The organism is Rahnella inusitata, from assembly GCF_018288855.1.
GTDB lineage: Bacteria > Pseudomonadota > Gammaproteobacteria > Enterobacterales > Enterobacteriaceae > Rahnella > Rahnella inusitata.
The window spans coordinates 3496103-3514235 of the sequence record NZ_CP065024.1 but is presented as its reverse complement, the minus strand read 5'-3'; the positions used below and the strand labels follow the sequence as shown (position 1 = coordinate 3514235).

Genomic DNA, 18133 nt, shown 5'->3' with positions numbered 1-18133 from the left:
AGGGAACGCGTTGCCGCAGGTGGCGCGTTCTCACAACAATGAGTGAATTATGTCAGCAGAATCTATCAGTTTAACCGGAAAGATTTTAGGCGCGACGCTGTTCTATCCGCCAGGATCGCAAGAAGTTCAGCCCCTCGTCGCCTTACTGAAAAGCAGTGACTGGGCACCGCTGTGGCCCTGTGCTACAGAAGATGCGAAAGCACAGGCCACGGAAATGTTAAGTCAGACTGAAAGTGCAGAAGAAAGTATCGACGATGCCTATCAGCGCCTGTTTATAGGGCCGTATGCCTTACCGGCCCCACCGTGGGGTTCAGTGTATCTGGATAAAGAATCGGTGGTGTTTGGTGATTCCACGCTGGCATTACGTCAGTGGATGCGCGAAAACCATATCGGGCCGCAGCTTACGCAGGCAGAACCTGAAGACCATATCGGACTGATGCTGATGATGTGTGCATGGCTGGCGGAGAATTCACCGTCATTGCTGAACGCGTTTCTGACGGTGCATTTACTGCCGTGGGCAGGTCGCTATCTCGAATTATTGCGTCAGAAAGCAGATCATCCGTTTTATGTCGGTGTGGCAATTCTCGCTGAATCGACGTTGGCTGGCTGGCAACAGGCGCTGGCGATTGAAACACCTGTAGCTAAGCTCTATTTCTGATGAGCGATTCACAAGGCCGGATGGGCAACCGTAACGTCAGTCGTCGCGGATTGTTTCGCGGCCTGCTGGCGTCAGGAAAGCAGACAATTGAACAGGCTGCGGTGCCTGCGACGCCACCGTTGCAGCGCCCGTTACCCCGTCCGCCGCAGGCGCTGGCAGAGCCTCAGTTCCTGCTGCTTTGTAATGGCTGCGGAAAATGCACTGAAGCCTGCCCTGTGGGGATGCTACGAATTGAGCAAGATAAAGTCGCCCTGAGTATCGAACACGCGGAGTGCGATTTTTGTGGTGCCTGTACGCAAGCTTGCGAGAGTGGGGCGCTAGATATTTCCTTACCAGGGGATACAGGATTGAGACCTGTTATCCTGCCGCAATGTCTGGGACGCATAGATGACCTGTGCCGGATGTGCGAAATTGGGTGTCCGCGCACGGCAATATTTTTTAATCAACAGAATCAGCCCTCTGTCGATACGGAAAAATGCGATGGTTGCGGAAAATGTAAACTCGTTTGTTATCATGGCGATATCCGCGTGTCATTAAAGCTTCATGATTCCTAATCGCAGCGCTTGATTAACGATTTCAATCATCGTCATCCAGATTGTGCTCAGGCCTCCTTTCGCCAGATTGACTTTTATTGCGCCGGTGGCATGATGCGCGCAATTTCTTCGTCTTTGTGGTCGTCAACGCCCTATGTCCGCCTATTCCCGTCCCGTTTTTCTGCTGCTGTGCGGACTCCTTCTGCTGACGATTTCTATCGCCGTCTTAAACACGCTGGTCCCATTATGGCTCAGCCATGAGCAGCTGCCGACATGGCAGGTGGGCCTTGTCAGTTCATCGTATTTCACCGGTAATTTACTGGGGACGCTGATTGCTGGCGGCCTGATAAAACGGTTCGGTTTTAATCGCAGCTACTATTTCTCGTGCTTCCTGTTTGCGGTTGCGACAGCGGGTCTGGCGCTTTCCATGAGTTTCTGGAGCTGGATCGGGGCGCGTTTTGTAGCCGGTGTAGGCTGTGCGCTCATTTGGGTGGTCGTGGAAAGTGCGCTGATGCGCAGCGGAACGGTGAAGAACCGTGGGCAACTGCTGGCGGCATATATGATCATGTATTACATCGGTACCGTCGTCGGGCAGTTATTGGTCGGAACAGTACCAACGTCGTTATTCAGTGTATTGCCGTGGGTTACCTCGCTTATCGTGATCGCCATGCTGCCATTGCTGTTTGCACATCTCGAAAATCAGGACAGCGAAGAGCCGCGTCATTCGGTTCTGCCGATGTTCCGCCGCCGTAATGCGCGCCTTGGGATCAATGGCTGCATTATTTCCGGCATCGTGCTCGGCTCGTTGTATGGCCTGATGCCGTTGTTTTTGGCGCATCAGGGTATGAGCGATGCGGATGTGGGTTACTGGATGGCGTTGCTGGTCAGCGCCGGGATCATCGGGCAATGGCCGGTCGGCCGTCTGGCAGACCGCTATGGTCGCCTGATGGTGTTGCGCATTCAGATTTTTTGCGTGATCCTCGGCAGCATTGCTATGCTCAGTGGTTATGCGATGGCACCGACGTTATTCATTCTTGGGTGCGCTGGTTTCACGCTGTATCCGGTCGCGATGTCATGGGCCTGTGAAAAGGTCAGTTCAGAAGAGCTGGTTGCCATGAATCAGGCGCTGCTGATGAGCTACACACTCGGCAGCCTTGCCGGGCCAACCATGACGGCAATGCTCATGCAGAGCTATTCTGACCGCCTGCTGTTTGTGATGATTGCCGTCGTTTCACTGGTGTATCTGGTGATGCTGATGCGTAAAGCCGACAAGAGTCACAATCCGGTGGCAGCCGCGTAATCTTAAGGTTCTCCGCCGCTCCCAATAAAAAAGACGCCGTAAATGGCGTCTTTTTTTGCATTGCATTGGGCATCAGTAAATAACTTTATGCCCGTAACTGGCAAGGATGTTTTTCACTCTGTCCATGATTTCTGTGGTGGGCGGGTTTACACCGTCCAGACCATACTTCTCACCCATCGCGGTCCATTTGTGCTTACCCAGTTCGTGATAAGGCAGCAGTTCAATTTTCTCGATGTTGGTCATGTCTTTGGTGAATTCACCGAGTTTATGTGCCGACTCATCATCATCAGACCATCCCGGCACCACGACGTAACGGATCCACGTGCGCTGATTACGTTTCGCCAGATAACGGGCAAAATCCAGCGTGCGGTGGTTCGAGACGCCGACCAGATTCTGGTGAATGTCATCGTTCATCTGTTTCAGGTCGAGCATGACCAGATCGGACGCATCAAGCAATTCATCGATTACCGGGTCGTAACGGCGGACAAAACCGTTGGTATCCAAGCAAGTATTGATTCCTTCTTTCTGGCAGGCACGGAACCAGTCACGCACGAACTCAGCCTGAAGGATGGCTTCCCCGCCAGAGGCAGTAACACCGCCGCCGGATGCATTCATAAAGTGGCGATAGGTCACCACTTCTTTCATTAAATCTTCGACATTGATTTCTTTGCCGCCGTGGGTGTCCCAGGTATCGCGGTTATGGCAATACATGCAACGCATCAGGCAACCCTGGAAGAAAACAATGAATCGGATACCTGGGCCGTCTACGGTGCCACAGGACTCATATGAGTGGATTCGACCTTGAACTGACATTGCGGGTTATTCTCCATATTGACCAATGAATAGCAGTCTAAAAGTGCGGATGCTGGCCTGGCAGAGATAAACTGGGTTCTATCTGTTTATGATACCAGACAATCAATAAGGTTGATTGCCAGCGATGGCCGGAACTGCTTTGCCAGAGGTCCACAATTATAGCGCTCTGGCAAAACAGACTGTCGGGCAGACAGTAAAGGATAGGGCGGATGAAACAAAGGCTCCACAGTGTGGAGCCTTTTTTATCAACTAAACCAGAGTTTTAGCTATTACAGGGACTTGGTGAAAGTACGGGTAATAACGTCTTGCTGCTGTTCTTTAGTCAGTGAGTTGAAACGTACAGCGTAACCAGAAACGCGGATGGTCAGCTGAGGATAGTTCTCAGGGTGTTCCATCGCATCTAACAGCATTTCACGGTTCATTACGTTCACGTTCAGATGTTGGCCACCTTCGATGGACGCTTCGTGGTGGAAGTAACCATCCATCAAACCCGCGAGGTTCGCTTTACGAACATCATCATCTTTACCCAGCGCATTTGGAACGATGGAGAAGGTATAAGAAATACCATCTTTAGCGTAAGCAAACGGCAGTTTAGCAACGGAGGTCAGGGAGGCAACGGCACCTTTCTGATCACGACCGTGCATTGGGTTAGCACCTGGACCGAATGGAGCACCAGCACGACGACCGTCTGGAGTGTTACCGGTTTTCTTACCATAAACCACGTTAGAGGTGATGGTCAGAACAGACTGAGTTGCTACAGCGCCACGGTAGGTACGCAGTTTCTGAATTTTCTTCATGAAACGTTCTACCAGGTCACAAGCGATATCATCTACGCGAGAATCGTTGTTACCGAACTGTGGATATTCGCCTTCAATTTTGAAGTCGATAGCCAGGCCGTCTTCGTCACGGATGGTGCTAACTTTGGCGTATTTGATTGCAGACAGGGAGTCAGCAGCAACGGACAGACCTGCGATACCACACGCCATAGTGCGATAAACATCACGGTCATGCAGTGCCATCAATGCAGCTTCGTAGCTGTATTTGTCATGCATAAAGTGAATGATGTTCAGGGCAGTCACGTACTGTTTAGCCAACCAGTCCATGAAGTGATCCATGCGATCCATGACTTTGTCATAGTCCAGCACGGTATCCATCATTGGCTCTTCTTTCGGGCCAACCTGGATTTTCATTTTTTCATCAACGCCGCCGTTGATTGCGTACAACATGGTTTTCGCCAGGTTTGCACGTGCGCCGAAGAACTGCATTTGTTTACCCACAACCATCGGGCTCACGCAACAAGCGATAGCATAGTCATCGTTGTTGAAGTCAGGACGCATCAGGTCATCGTTCTCATACTGTACAGATGAGGTATCGATAGACACTTTCGCTGCGTACTTTTTGAAGTTCATTGGCAGCTTTTCAGACCACAGGATGGTCATGTTCGGCTCTGGTGAAGGCCCCATGGTGTACAGAGTATTCAGGAAGCGGTAGCTGTTTTTAGTGACCAGAGTACGACCATCAACACCCATACCTGCCAGGGATTCAGTCGCCCAGATTGGGTCACCAGAGAACAATTCATCATACTCAGGCGTACGCAGGAAACGTACCATACGCAGTTTCATGACCAGGTGGTCAATCAGTTCCTGAGCTTGTTCTTCGTTCAGTTTACCTGCTTTGATATCACGATCGATGAACACGTCAAGGAAGGTAGATACACGACCGAAGGACATTGCAGCGCCGTTCTGAGATTTCACCGCAGCCAGATAGCCAAAGTAAGTCCACTGAACTGCTTCCTGTGCGTTAGTCGCAGGACCAGAGATGTCGTAGCCGTATTTCGCAGCCATTTCTTTAATCTGACCCAGAGCACGGTGTTGTTCTGAGATTTCTTCACGCAGCTGGATGGTCATTTCCAGATTCACGCCGTTTTCCAGATCGTTTTGCAGAGACTGGAACTGTGCGAATTTGTCAGCCATCAGGAAGTCGATACCGTACAGCGCAACGCGACGGTAGTCACCGATGATACGGCCACGGCCATACGCATCTGGCAGACCAGTCAGAACACCGGATTTACGGCAGTTCAGAATGTCTTTGGTGTAAACGTCGAACACACCCTGGTTGTGCGTTTTGCGGTAATCGGTGAAGATTTTTTTCAGTGCTGGATCCAGTTCACGGCCATAAACTTTACATGAACCTTCTACCATTTTGATGCCGCCGAATGGGATCAGGGCACGTTTCAATGGCGCGTCAGTTTGCAGACCAACGATGGTTTCCAGAGATTTGTTGATGTAGCCAGCGTCATGAGAAGTGATGGTAGCCGCAACGTCAGTATCGAAGTCAACAGGAGCTTTGGTGCTGTTCTCCAGTTTGATACCTTCCATTACTTTATCCCACAGGGTGGTTGTCGCTTGTGTCGCGCCAGCCAGGAAGGACTCATCACCTTCATACGGGGTGTAGTTCTTCTGAATGAAGTCACGGACGTTTACGCCATCCTGCCATTCACCAGCACTAAAGCCTTGCCATGCGTTGGTCAATTTTTCATTGAGCTTGGACATCTTGCACCTACCTTCTAATTTGGATTTCTTTAAAAATCGCGTGTAAAACTGTCGTAACGAGAATTCACGTTGAATCAGTGATTTTTCTCATCGCGAAGATATATGACCCAGTACGTTAACCCTACCAGCAAACCGCCACCAATGATGTTACCTATGGTCACAGGGATGAGGTTATCGATGATAAAGTTAGTGACGTTCAGTTCTGCAAATTGTGCCGGCGTAGTACCGACTGCTTGCCAAAATTCGGGTGTTGCAAAGTTCTTAATGACGATACCTAACGGGATCATGAACATGTTGGCAATACTGTGTTCGAAGCCGCTGGCGACAAACATGGCCACCGGCAGAATCATCGCAAACATTTTATCCATCAGGCTGCGGCCGGAGTAACTCATCCAGACAGCCAGGCAAACCATCAGGTTAGCCAAAATCCCAAGACATACCGCTTCCACAAAGGTGTGATGCATCTTATGGTCGGCTGTTTGCAGAACGTTGAGCCCCCACAAACCGTTATCGACCATGTACTCACCGGAGAACCAAATCAGGGCGACAAAGAACAGTGCGCCGATCAGGTTGCCAATATAGACATTGGCCCAGTTGCGTGCCAGTTGTCCCCAGGTGATACGCCCGCTGGCTTTAGCAATAACAATCAGCACAGTGGAAGTGAACAGGTCTGCACCACACACGACGACCAGCATCAAACCCAGTGAGAAGCAGATGCCCCCGACCAATTTTGCCAGACCAAAAGGAACGGTCCCGGTGCCGGTGGTTGAAGTGATATAAAAAGCAAAGGCAATAGAAATAAAGACGCCAGCAGTAATGGCTAAAAAGAACGTTTTTAACGGCTGTTTGGTGGCTTTATAAACGCCGGCATCTTCAGCAACTTTAGCTGTAGCGGCGGGTAATATAAGATCGAAGGGGTTGTCAGCTTTCACATTAACTCTCTTATTCAGGGCTATGCACTGCGCAACGAGATACTAGCAAAGCAGTATAACGTAAAAATTGACGTGGATCATAAGGGGAGGATTTTGGTGGTTTGAAGTCTACTACTGAATGGGTGCTTTTTATGCTAACTGACTGAAAGTAAAGGTGTAAAAACATTTTAATTTTTACAAATAAAGTTGATGGATGCAAAAAATATTCTTATCCATTAGTGAAACTTAATGATTAGCTGTTAATTATTGTCACTAAATGGGCTTTTGTTCTTTCACAAATACTTAACTTTAATTCCTTCGGAATTTATTTATTCTTCAAAAAACGAATCAGCCGTTATTTCGCGCGAAATTACACGCCATTTCCCCCGCGGAGTCAAACCTTAGATGGCAAATAAGAGCGCCGGGCGTGAAACGGAGACAAAAAAACGGCAGATCTCTCTGCCGTTTCAGGTTCAGTCAGCGCGCTGAGACAATCAGGCTTTAGACCAGTGGCGACGCTTAGCCACCTGCAGCTTTTCGTACGCACCCAGAAGCGCCTGATGAGCAGGCAGCGCTTTAAGATCCGGGTCAATGGCAAACAGGCTGTGGAAACGCACTTCGCCGCTTATCGCCGCAGAAGCATCTTCCACTGCTTTCTGACCGTACATTTTCACGAAGGCATTGTAGTACTGAGCCGGTTCGCGATCTTCTTCCAACGAAAGCTGAAGCAGGGTTTGCAGACAACGATAGTAGTTGTTGCGTTCGTCGCTGTAGACCGATGAGTTGAACTCATGCGCCCATTCCGCCCAGGTCAGTGCCTGATCGAAATCGCCGCCCGCCAGTGCCAGCATTGATTTCAGCTCGCCCACGCGCAAGGTGTACCAGCCGTTATCCTTGCCGCTGGCGATACCCAACAGCTCGCGAACGCGGGTGAAGTCATCCAAACCTTCATCGTCTAGCTGAGTTATCATCTCGAGATAGGCTTCTTTCGGCAAATCGCTGTCAGGCAGTGCCAGCAACTGTTCGCGCAGATGTGCGCCCATGCTGTTATTGGCCAGCAATAAATCTTCCGCCGGATAAATATCAGACATGCCAGGAACGATGATGCGGCAAGCGTAAACGTCCAGATGCTCGTAATCGGCGATGTATACTTCAGCATCTTCTTTATCAAAGATGGCCATCAGCGTAGCGAACTCTTCTTCGGTCGATCCGCTGAAACTCCAGTCAGCAAACGGATAGTCTGCGTCTTGTTTAAACATATCCCACGAAATCAAACCGCTTGAATCGATGAAGTGCGTTTCGAGGTTAGCGTGTTCAGCAACTTCTTCGTCATCGAAAGTCGGCGGGGTGAACACATCCAGATCTTTCAGGCTACGGCCCTGCAGTAATTCGGTCACGGTACGTTCAAGTGCCACGCCGAAATCAGGGTGCGCGCCAAATGAGGCGAAACAGGTGCCGTTAGCCGGGTTGAACAAAACCACGCAAATGACCGGATAGTTGCCGCCCAGTGAGGCGTCATAAGAGAGGATCGGGAAACCTTCTTCTTCCAGTTTCGCAATAGCTTCCACCACACCCGGATAACGCGCCAGCACGTCGGCAGGAATTTCAGGCAGGCTGATGGATTCAGCAATGATGCGGTTTTTAACGTAACGCTCGAAGACTTCTGAAAGACCCTGCACACGTGCCTCGTTGGCAGTGTTACCGGCCGACATCCCGTTGGACACATACAGGTTGCCGATGATGTTCATCGGAATGTACACAGTTTGCAGATCAGACTGGCGGGTGAACGGCAGGGCGCAGATCCCGCGATCGGGATTGCCCGATTGCAGATCGATAAGATCGCTCGCCACCAGCTCTTTGTCCGCATCGTAAAACTCATGCAGGCGCTCATCCAGAATGCCTTCCGGCAGCGTGTTATCTTCGGCAATCGGGAACCATTTTTCGTTCGGATAATGAACGAAATCACCATTGGCAATTTCTTTACCCAGATAGAAATCAGCGAAGAAATAGTTTGTCGACAGACGCTCAAAATATTCACCCAGCGCAGACGCCAGAGCGGCTTTCTTGCTCGCACCTTTACCGTTGGTGAAACACAGCGGACAGTCGCGATCGCGGATATGCACGGACCAGACGTGCGGAACCGGGTTCAGCCAGGAAGCTTCTTCGATGTTAAAACCGAGATCGGTGAGTTTTTGTTGGAAGCGGGAAATGGAGTCTTCCAGCGCCGCGTCTTTACCAGGAATAAAAGTTTGCGTCATTGAGTTCACTTTTGAGCGTGCTAAAAACGCGCAATGATACGGGGTTTTGCGACGCACCTCCATGTATTCGTGTTAAGAATGTAATCGCGTTGTAACGCGCTAAGCTTGTCTGTAAGAAGGCATTCGATAAGCGGCTGTTTTTCCACTCATGAGGTCTCTATGCAGGCGTTTGATGTTAAGCGTATGGCGCTGGATAAGTTCCCGCTCGAATATCTTGGCGAAGTCACCTTTCGGTGTTTCTTCATCTTTGTTGTGGTTTTCCTATTTCTGAAACTGACCGGGAGACGCGGGGTTAATCAGCTTTCTTTGTTTGAAGTCGTGATTATCCTGACGCTCGGATCGGCGGCGGGTGATGTGACTTTTTATGATGACGTCCCGCTTTTGCCGGTTTTTGCCGTATTCTTCTCGATTCTGCTGTTCTACCGTTTCTCCACCTGGCTGATGGGGCGCAGTCACCATTTCCAGAACTGGATGGAGGGAAAGCCGCTGATCATCATTCGCGACGGCATGTTCGAATGGGAAACGATGGATCGGGAAAACATCACTAAAGGTGAATTTTACATGGAGTTGCGACAAAAAGGCGTGGAGCATCTGGGACAGGTGCGTCTGGCGATACTGGAAACCAACGGCGGCCTGAGCGTGTACTTCCGTCTGGATGAGGATATCCAGCCCGGTCTGCCGGTGTTGCCTGAGGATTATATTGATATTGAAACACTGATGATGACCAGCGGGTGGTACGCCTGCCATCAGTGCAGCCTGGTGAAAGAGCTCAAGGTGGGTGAAAAGGCGGTCTGTCCGCGTTGTCAGAATCTTACGTGGGTCAGGGCGCTGAACACGGTGCGCGCGTGAACAGATAATCCTGTTAAATCAGCTTTCCAGGGAGGAAAGAACCTTGTGACCCAGATCTCATCGTTGATTATCAGGTCGTCATCAATAACCGTTGCAGACTGCTTGTCTCGGATGATAAAACCGGTAAATTAATGGTTACTATGTGGCTGTCTCAGAGAAGTGGTGAGGGGAAATGACTCAGGTTTATAATTTTAGTGCAGGCCCGGCAATGATCCCGGCAGAAGTATTGCGTCGTGCGGAACAGGAACTTTGTAACTGGCACGGACTGGGTACCTCGGTGATGGAAATCAGTCACCGCAGTAAGGAATTTATCCAGGTGGCCGAGGAATCCGAAAAGGATATTCGTGACCTGCTGAACATTCCCTCCAACTATAAAGTTCTCTTCTGCCATGGCGGCGCGCGTGCGCAGTTCGCCGCAGTGCCGATGAATCTGCTGGGTGAGAAATCGACCGCGGACTACATCGATGGCGGTTACTGGGCGCACAGCGCAGTGAAAGAAGCCCTAAAATACTGTACGCCAAACGTGATTGACGTCACCACCACGATTGACGGCAAGCGCGGCATTCTACCCATGAGCGAATGGAAGCTGAGCGCAGATTCTGCCTATGTCCATTACTGCCCGAATGAGACTATCGATGGCGTGGCTATCGATGAAATGCCTGATTTCGGTGACAAAATTGTGGTTGCTGATTACTCCTCCTGCATCCTGTCCCGCCCGATCGATGTCAGCCGCTTTGGTGTGATTTACGCCGGCGCGCAGAAAAATATTGGTCCTGCCGGCCTGACGCTGGTGATCGTCCGTGAAGATCTGCTGGGTAAAGCACGCACTGAATTGCCTTCCATCCTTGATTACACCGTGCTGGCCGAGAACGATTCCATGTTCAACACCCCGCCGACGTTTGCATGGTATCTGTCAGGTATGGTCTTCAAATGGCTGAAAGAGCAGGGCGGCCTGCGTGAAATGGAAAAACGTAATCAGGCGAAGGCGGAATTACTGTACGGCGCCATCGACCGCACCGGTTTCTACCGTAACCCGGTCGCTGCGACTAACCGTTCCTGGATGAACGTGCCATTCCAGATGGCGGATGCTTCTCTGGATAATTTATTCCTGGAGCAGGCGCAGGCAGCCGGCCTGCATGCACTGAAAGGCCACCGTGTGGCTGGCGGTATGCGCGCATCTATTTATAATGCTATGCCTCTCGAAGGCGTGAAGGCTCTGACCGACTTTATGGCGGAGTTCGAAAAACGCCACGGCTAAGCGGTCTGGCTTTCGGGCTGGCACAATGCTTTTGTAGGAAGCCTTAAAAATGACCCCGGTTTACACTCCGGGGTCATTTTATGAAATGAAGAATTGGAGAAAGAGTGGAATCCCTGACATTACAACCCGTTGCATTGGTTAACGGCAGCATCAACTTACCCGGCTCAAAGAGTGTTTCTAACCGTGCGCTTTTACTGGCTGCTTTTGCACAGGGCACTACCCGCCTGACTAACCTGCTCGACAGCGACGATGTGCGCCATATGCTGAATGCGCTGACGCAACTCGGTGTTACGCACCGCCTGTCTGCCTCCCGCACTGAGTGTGAAATCGACGGTCTGGGCACGGCTTTTTCCAATGCTAAAGGGCTGGAATTGTTCCTCGGAAATGCGGGCACTGCGATGCGCCCTCTGGCTGCAGCATTATGTCTGGGGGAGCAGAACGTCGTACTTACCGGCGAACCGCGTATGAAAGAGCGTCCGATTGGCCATCTGGTTGATGCCCTCCGTCAGGGCGGCGCGCAAATCGATTATCTCGAGCAGGAAGATTATCCGCCGCTGCGCCTGCGCGGTGGTTTTACCGGCGGCGATGTCAGCGTGGATGGCAGCGTGTCCAGCCAGTTCCTGACCGCTTTGCTGATGACAGCTCCTCTGGCTGAAAATGACACCACAATTCAGATTAAGGGCGATCTGGTTTCCAAACCTTACATCGACATTACGCTGAATCTGATGAAGACCTTTGGTATTGACGTTGAAAATCACCAGTACCAGCAGTTCCGCATCACCGGTAAACAGCAGTACGTTTCGCCGGGCGCTTATCTGGTGGAAGGCGATGCTTCCTCCGCGTCCTACTTCCTGGCCGCTGCCGCTATCAAGGGCGGAACGGTTCGTGTAACCGGTATTGGTAAAAACAGCATGCAGGGTGATATCCGTTTTGCGGACGTGCTGGAAAAAATGGGCGCAAAAATTCACTGGGCGGATGATTACATCGAATGCACCCGTGGTGAGCTTAAAGGCATTGATATGGACATGAACCATATCCCGGATGCTGCCATGACCATCGCCACGGCGGCGCTGTTCGCACAAGGTCCGACTACGCTTCGCAATATTTATAACTGGCGTGTGAAAGAAACTGATCGTCTGGCGGCGATGGCGACGGAACTGCGTAAAGTTGGGGCGACGGTGGAAGAGGGCGAAGATTACATTCGCGTAGAACCGCCGCAATCCCTTAAATTTGCAGAGATTGGCACGTATAACGATCATCGCATGGCGATGTGTTTCTCGCTGGTTGCGCTATCCGATACGCCGGTTACCATCCTTGATCCGAAATGTACGGCGAAGACGTTCCCTGATTATTTCGAACGTCTCGCAGCAATAAGTACGCTGGCATAGTCTATAACTATGTGGGTCATGCAGCGGACATCCTTGATGTCCGTTTTTTTTGCTTATTTTCTTTGAGAACCGTCCGCTTTTTAGACAACTGGTCAATGTGGGGTAACAGTTGCCGCAAAGGCAGCGTATAATGCTGCTCCTGAATTAGTCCTCTGAGACTAATGAAGCGGGTATCACCCACCGAAAGGAGACAAAAATGACGGCTTTAGCCCCGGTAATCACCGTTGATGGGCCAAGTGGTGCAGGTAAAGGTACGTTATGTAAAGCGTTGGCCGAAGCCTTTAACTGGCATTTGCTGGATTCCGGTGCCATTTACCGCGTTTTAGCGCTGGCGGCACTGCATCATCAGGTTGATATTGTCTCAGAAGAGGCGTTAGTTCCGCTAGCCGCACATCTCGACGTGCGTTTTGTCGCTCAGGATGGGCAGTTACAAGTAATTTTAGAAGGTGAGGATGTCAGCAATGAAATCCGCACCGAAACGGTAGGTAATACCGCGTCGCAGGCGGCCGCTTTCCCCCGTGTTCGCGAAGCGTTACTGCGTCGTCAGCGCGCATTTCGTGAAGCGCCGGGCCTGATTGCAGACGGACGAGATATGGGCACGGTGGTATTCCCCGATGCGCCGGTGAAAATATTTCTCGACGCCAGCTCAGAAGAGCGTGCAAACAGAAGAATGCTACAGTTGCAGGAAAAGGGCTTTAGTGTTAACTTTGAACGGCTTTTAGCCGAGATCAAAGAACGTGATGATCGGGATCGTAATCGATCCATTGCGCCTTTAGTGGCTGCTTCCGATGCGTTATTACTGGATTCAACCAGTATGTCCATCGATGAAGTCATCGAAAAAGCGTTGGCTTATGCCACAGAAATTCTAGGGTTACCGCAAAAACAAACCCGGTAATCGAGCCTTAATCTGGTGCTGGAGTCCATTCAGTGCCAGTTTTGGCTATAGTTTTTTTTAACCTCGCCGCAAGGACCTGTAGCGGGGCATTTGAAACAACCCCATCCAGCAGGACGCCAGATGGACGTTAAACTTAAGAACCTAAAGATTAACAACATGACTGAATCTTTTGCTCAACTCTTTGAAGAATCCTTAAAAACAATCGAAACCCGTCCTGGTTCCATCGTTCGTGGTGTTGTTGTGTCAATCGACAAAGATATCGTACTGGTTGACGCCGGTCTGAAATCTGAGTCTGCAATCCCGGCAGAACAATTCAAAAACGCACAGGGCGAACTGGAAATCCAGGTTGGCGACGAAGTTGATGTTGCGCTGGACGCTGTCGAAGACGGCTTCGGTGAAACTCTGCTGTCCCGTGAAAAAGCTAAACGTCATGAAGCTTGGATCACGCTGGAAAAAGCTTACGAAGAATCTGCAACTGTTACCGGTGTTATCAACGGTAAAGTTAAAGGCGGTTTCACTGTTGAGCTGAACGGTATCCGTGCGTTCCTGCCAGGTTCACTGGTAGACGTTCGTCCTGTTCGCGACACGCTGCATCTCGAAGGCAAAGATCTTGAGTTCAAAGTCATCAAACTGGACCAGAAACGCAACAACGTTGTTGTTTCCCGTCGTGCAGTAATTGAGTCTGAGAACAGCGCAGAGCGCGATCAACTGCTGGAAAACCTGCAGGAAGGCATGGAAGTTAAAGGTATCGTTAAGAACCTCACTGACTACGGTGCATTCGTTGATCTGGGCGGCGTTGATGGCCTGTTGCACATCACTGACATGGCTTGGAAACGTGTTAAACACCCAAGCGAAATCGTCAACGTGGGCGACGAAATCACTGTTAAAGTTCTGAAGTTTGACCGTGAACGTACTCGTGTATCCCTTGGCTTGAAACAGCTAGGCGAAGATCCATGGGTTGCTATCGCTAAGCGTTACCCAGAAGGTACTAAACTGACTGGTCGCGTTACTAACCTGACTGATTACGGCTGCTTCGTAGAAATCGAAGAAGGCGTTGAAGGTCTGGTTCACGTTTCTGAAATGGATTGGACTAACAAAAACATCCACCCATCTAAAGTTGTTAACGTGGGCGATGTTGTTGAAGTTATGGTTCTGGACATCGACGAAGAACGTCGTCGTATCTCCCTGGGCCTGAAACAATGCAAATCTAACCCATGGCAGCTGTTTGCAGAAACCCACAACAAGAACGACCGTGTTGAAGGTAAAATCAAGTCAATCACTGACTTCGGTATCTTCATCGGTCTGGACGGCGGCATCGACGGCCTGGTTCACCTGTCTGACATCTCCTGGAACGTTGCAGGCGAAGAAGCAGTACGTGAATACAAAAAAGGCGACGAAATCGCAGCTGTGGTCCTGCAGGTTGACGCAGAACGTGAACGTATCTCCCTGGGCGTGAAGCAACTGGCTGAAGATCCATTCAATAACTACCTGTCTGTTAACAAGAAAGGTACTATTGTTACTGGTAAAGTCACTGCAGTTGACGCCAAAGGTGCTACAGTTGAATTAGCTGGCGGCGTAGAAGGTTACCTGCGCGCTTCAGAAGCTTCTCGCGACCGTATTGAAGACGCAACTCTGGTTCTGAGCGTTGGTGATGAAGTTGAAGCTAAATTCACCGGTGTTGATCGTAAGAACCGCGTAGTAAGCCTGTCCGTCCGTGCTAAGGACGAAGCAGACGAGAAAGATGCAATCGCTGTGGTTAACAACAAACCAGCAGAAGAAAGCAACTTCTCTAACGCTATGGCTGAAGCGTTCAAAGCGGCAAAAGGCGAGTAATGACGGGGGGCGGTTCTGCCGCCCCAATACGGTAGTTTAGCTGCAAAGCTTGGAGGTAATATGACCAAGTCTGAACTTATTGAAAGACTTGCTGGCCAGCACTCTCATATCCCGGCGAAAGCCGTTGAGGATGCAGTGAAAGAGATGCTTGAACATATGGCTGCAACCTTGGCTGATGGTGAACGCATCGAGATCCGTGGGTTTGGCAGTTTTTCTCTTCACTACCGTGCTCCGCGTGTTGGGCGCAACCCTAAAACTGGTGACAAAGTTGAGCTGGACGGTAAGTATGTCCCTCACTTCAAGCCGGGCAAAGAGCTGCGTGATCGCGCGAACATTTATGGTTAAGGTTTCGGCCTGAATCGTGAATGACTGCCTATAGCGAATGCTAAAACGGTGCCTTTTAAGGCGCCGTTTTTTTTGGTTTAAATTCTCCAAATTTCTTCCTCAATCTCTCTCCCTATTTGCGTAACGTCTCGCATTCCGTCGTTCTTCTGCTTGTCCCCTATTAATCTCAATACCATACTCCAGCCAGAATCTGACCAGGGTGGTCGTATGATGAACGTAGAGGGAACGCCATCAAAATCTCATTGGAAGAGGTCGCTGTCGCGGTCATTGCAGGTATGGCGCCGCTGGTATTTATTGCTCAATTGCCTTCAATGCAGTGGCTTGCGGCGATGTGCTTTTTCGCATGGATTCTGTGGGGCTCACGCCGAAAGATAATCAGACTGATGATGATCGCATTGCTGAGTTTCGTTTGGGCGAGCATGCAGGGCAGCAGCCTGATTGAGCAGACGCTTACGCTTATGGGTGCCAATCGTGAGGTTGTCGCCAGCGTGCAAACTATTAATCTGGGGCAGGGCGGTGTGACATCTCAGTTTTTCAAAATTGAAAAGGTAGGCGGGAAGCAGATTTTCCCGGCGATACTATTTCGTGCTAAATGGGAAGGAGCAGAAACAGTCCTATCAGCAGGACAAAAGTGGAAATTGATCGCCAGTTTTCGTCCTGTCCACAGCCTGTTAAATGAAGGGGGATTTGATGCCCAACGATGGGCGCTGGCGCAGCATGCACCGCTGACTGCGACAATCCGGCAAGGCGAAATGCTGGAGGGCGGGAGCTCGTTCCGCCAGCAATTCATCCACCGCGTACAAGCTGCAATGCCAGAACTGGCGAATACGCCAGTGCTAATCGCCTTAGCTTTTGGTGAAAAGGGATTAATTAATGGCGATGAGAAGATTTTGCTGCAAAGAACCGGCATCGCTCATCTCGTGGCGATTTCCGGCCTGCACATTGGTATTGCTGCCTTATTTGGCTGGTGGCTGGCGCGGGGAATGCAGTTTTTCCTCCCGATAAGGTTGATTGATTACCGCTTCACTCTACTGGTCAGCGAGATATTTCTGCTGACGTATACATGGCTTTCAGGTTGTAATGCCCCCGCATTACGCGCGGCATTGGCAGTCTCGCTATGGATTGTGCTGAGGTTTTTTCGTATAAGTTGCCATCCCTGGCAGGTCTGGTTGTGGGGCGTCGCGTTATTGTTACTGGCTGACCCGATGAATATTCTGTCGGACAGTTTCTGGCTGTCTTGTTTTGCCGTAGCATCGCTGGTTTTTTGGTTTCAATGGATGCCGTTATCTGCGCGTTTTCAGCATGCCTGGTATTGGTCTTTCTTGCGCTGGGGACATCTCCAAGCGTGTATGACGTTGCTTTTGCTACCGTTGCAGGTCGCAATTTTTCATGGCCTGAATCCATCGTCTTTTCTGGCAAACATGTGGGCGGTACCGATTGTTTCGATGGTGACTGTGCCGTTAGTCCTGATAGTGCTAATCCTTAATTTATTTCCTTCTGGCTGGGTGTCAGAGGCGCAAATCATCATCTGGAAAATGGCGGATCAAACCCTTAGCCTGGCGATGTGGGGCGTTGAACCTTTTTCCGGGAGCTGGTTTACCCTGGGGGAAACCTTCTTGCTCATCAGTTTCTCAGGCTGGCTGTTCGTTCTCTTTTGGCGACTAAGCGATATCAGGCATCGATTGTCGTTGCTGATTTCATTATGCGTAGTCTCTCTGTGTTGGCTCACTCGCATGGCACCTGAGCGCTGGCGGGTGGATATGCTGGATGTCGGACACGGGTTATCGGTGCTTATCAGCAAAAATGGCAGAGGAATTCTTTACGATACCGGCAATCGCTGGGAAGGGGGCTCGGCGGCAGAGCAAAATATCGCGCCACTGCTGCGCTGGAGAAATATCCAGTTAGAGCAAATAATTATCAGTCACGATGATAAGGATCACCGTGGAGGGCTCGAAATTTTACAGGCGATGTATCCGAAGGCGAGCCTGCGTGACAGTTCTCCCTCTGTGGGGCATTTCTCTTGTATTGCCGGGGAACACTGGCGATGGCAAGGGCTGAACTTCGACATTTTGTGGCCGTTGACGTCGACGACGGATGCACGTAACGATGACAGTTGTGTCATTCGCGTTGATGACGGCACATTCAGTCTGCTGTTGACGGGCGATATTGAGGCCGGTAGCGAAAAAGCGTTAATCAAAAAGGAGCGAAAGGGGTTACAGTCCACATGGCTTCAGGTGCCACATCACGGCAGCAATACATCCTCTTCACCCCCTTTCCTGCGGGCCGTAAAGCCGGTAGTGGCGATGGCATCGGCAGCGAGATTTAATAAATGGCATCTTCCGGCGCATAAAGTTGTTAGCAGATACAACAAAGCCCGCTATGACTGGCACTCGACCTCTGTATCAGGCCAGCTGAGTATCTTCATTTATGATGAATATTGGGCAATTAAGGGCTTACGTGAGCAATTAATCCCCCGTTGGTACCACCACCGGTTTGGAGTATCAGAAGATAATGAGTAGAATAGACCGCTATTTCTTTCG

At 50.5% G+C, this 18133-nt stretch carries 14 protein-coding genes; 10 read left to right on the top strand and 4 right to left on the bottom strand.

From position 1 onward, the window contains the following. Positions 1 to 49: 49 nt before the first annotated feature. From dmsD to I2123_RS16545, 3 genes are all read left to right on the top strand, one after another. Positions 50 to 658, top strand: a complete 609-nt coding sequence (dmsD, locus tag I2123_RS16555) for a Tat proofreading chaperone DmsD (RefSeq protein ID WP_213051044.1) — start codon at positions 50 to 52, stop codon at positions 656 to 658. After that, the gene (locus I2123_RS16550; RefSeq protein ID WP_213051043.1) at positions 658 to 1212 is read left to right on the top strand and encodes a 4Fe-4S binding protein; all 555 of its coding nucleotides are present in this window, start codon (positions 658 to 660) and stop codon (positions 1210 to 1212) included. The genes dmsD and I2123_RS16550 overlap by 1 nt, the downstream gene beginning before the upstream one ends. A 133-nt stretch (positions 1213 to 1345) precedes the next feature. Then, the gene (locus tag I2123_RS16545; RefSeq protein ID WP_112166369.1) at positions 1346 to 2491 is read left to right on the top strand and encodes an MFS transporter; all 1146 of its coding nucleotides are present in this window, start codon (positions 1346 to 1348) and stop codon (positions 2489 to 2491) included. Between the two features lie 72 nt (positions 2492 to 2563). Here the strand turns inward: I2123_RS16545 and pflA are convergent, their stop codons facing one another. The 4 genes from pflA to ycaO form a co-directional block, all read right to left on the bottom strand. After that, complete coding sequence (gene pflA, locus I2123_RS16540; protein ID WP_112166367.1) at positions 2564 to 3304, bottom strand: pyruvate formate lyase 1-activating protein; 741 nt, start codon at positions 3302 to 3304, stop codon at positions 2564 to 2566. Positions 3305 to 3573: 269 nt separating this feature from the next. Further along, on the bottom strand, positions 3574 to 5856 hold the full coding sequence (gene pflB / locus I2123_RS16535) for a formate C-acetyltransferase (RefSeq protein WP_213051042.1): 2283 nt from the start codon (positions 5854 to 5856) through the stop codon (positions 3574 to 3576). A gap of 74 nt (positions 5857 to 5930) precedes the next feature. After that, positions 5931 to 6788: a formate transporter FocA gene (focA, locus tag I2123_RS16530; RefSeq protein WP_112166365.1), complete on the bottom strand. Its 858-nt coding sequence runs from the start codon at positions 6786 to 6788 to the stop codon at positions 5931 to 5933. Between the two features lie 473 nt (positions 6789 to 7261). Further along, positions 7262 to 9025 carry a 30S ribosomal protein S12 methylthiotransferase accessory factor YcaO gene (gene ycaO, locus I2123_RS16525; RefSeq protein WP_213051041.1) on the bottom strand — a complete coding sequence of 588 codons (1764 nt, stop codon included), beginning with the start codon at positions 9023 to 9025 and terminating at the stop codon, positions 7262 to 7264. 159 nt (positions 9026 to 9184) lie between these two features. Between ycaO and I2123_RS16520 the strand changes: the two genes are divergently transcribed. The 7 genes from I2123_RS16520 (at position 9185) to I2123_RS16490 (ending at position 18112) form a co-directional block, all read left to right on the top strand. Then, the gene (locus I2123_RS16520; protein ID WP_213051040.1) at positions 9185 to 9874 is read left to right on the top strand and encodes a DUF421 domain-containing protein; all 690 of its coding nucleotides are present in this window, start codon (positions 9185 to 9187) and stop codon (positions 9872 to 9874) included. A 172-nt stretch (positions 9875 to 10046) separates the two neighbouring features. Continuing rightward, complete coding sequence (gene serC / locus I2123_RS16515; RefSeq protein WP_112166361.1) at positions 10047 to 11132, top strand: 3-phosphoserine/phosphohydroxythreonine transaminase; 1086 nt, start codon at positions 10047 to 10049, stop codon at positions 11130 to 11132. A gap of 104 nt (positions 11133 to 11236) precedes the next feature. Beyond that, the gene (gene aroA, locus I2123_RS16510; RefSeq protein WP_112166360.1) at positions 11237 to 12520 is read left to right on the top strand and encodes a 3-phosphoshikimate 1-carboxyvinyltransferase; all 1284 of its coding nucleotides are present in this window, start codon (positions 11237 to 11239) and stop codon (positions 12518 to 12520) included. Positions 12521 to 12716: 196 nt separating this feature from the next. Next, positions 12717 to 13415 (top strand): (d)CMP kinase, encoded by a 699-nt coding sequence (gene cmk, locus I2123_RS16505; RefSeq protein ID WP_112166358.1) that lies wholly within the window; start codon positions 12717 to 12719, stop codon positions 13413 to 13415. A 120-nt stretch (positions 13416 to 13535) separates the two neighbouring features. After that, entirely contained in the window at positions 13536 to 15248 is a 1713-nt protein-coding gene (gene rpsA / locus I2123_RS16500) for a 30S ribosomal protein S1 (protein WP_056769263.1), read from the top strand. Positions 15249 to 15308: 60 nt separating this feature from the next. Beyond that, positions 15309 to 15593, top strand: a complete 285-nt coding sequence (gene ihfB / locus I2123_RS16495) for an integration host factor subunit beta (RefSeq protein ID WP_013574835.1) — start codon at positions 15309 to 15311, stop codon at positions 15591 to 15593. 275 nt (positions 15594 to 15868) lie between these two features. Beyond that, positions 15869 to 18112, top strand: coding sequence for a DNA internalization-related competence protein ComEC/Rec2 (locus I2123_RS16490; protein ID WP_213051039.1), 2244 nt, complete (start codon positions 15869 to 15871; stop codon positions 18110 to 18112). Positions 18113 to 18133 lie beyond the last annotated feature (21 nt).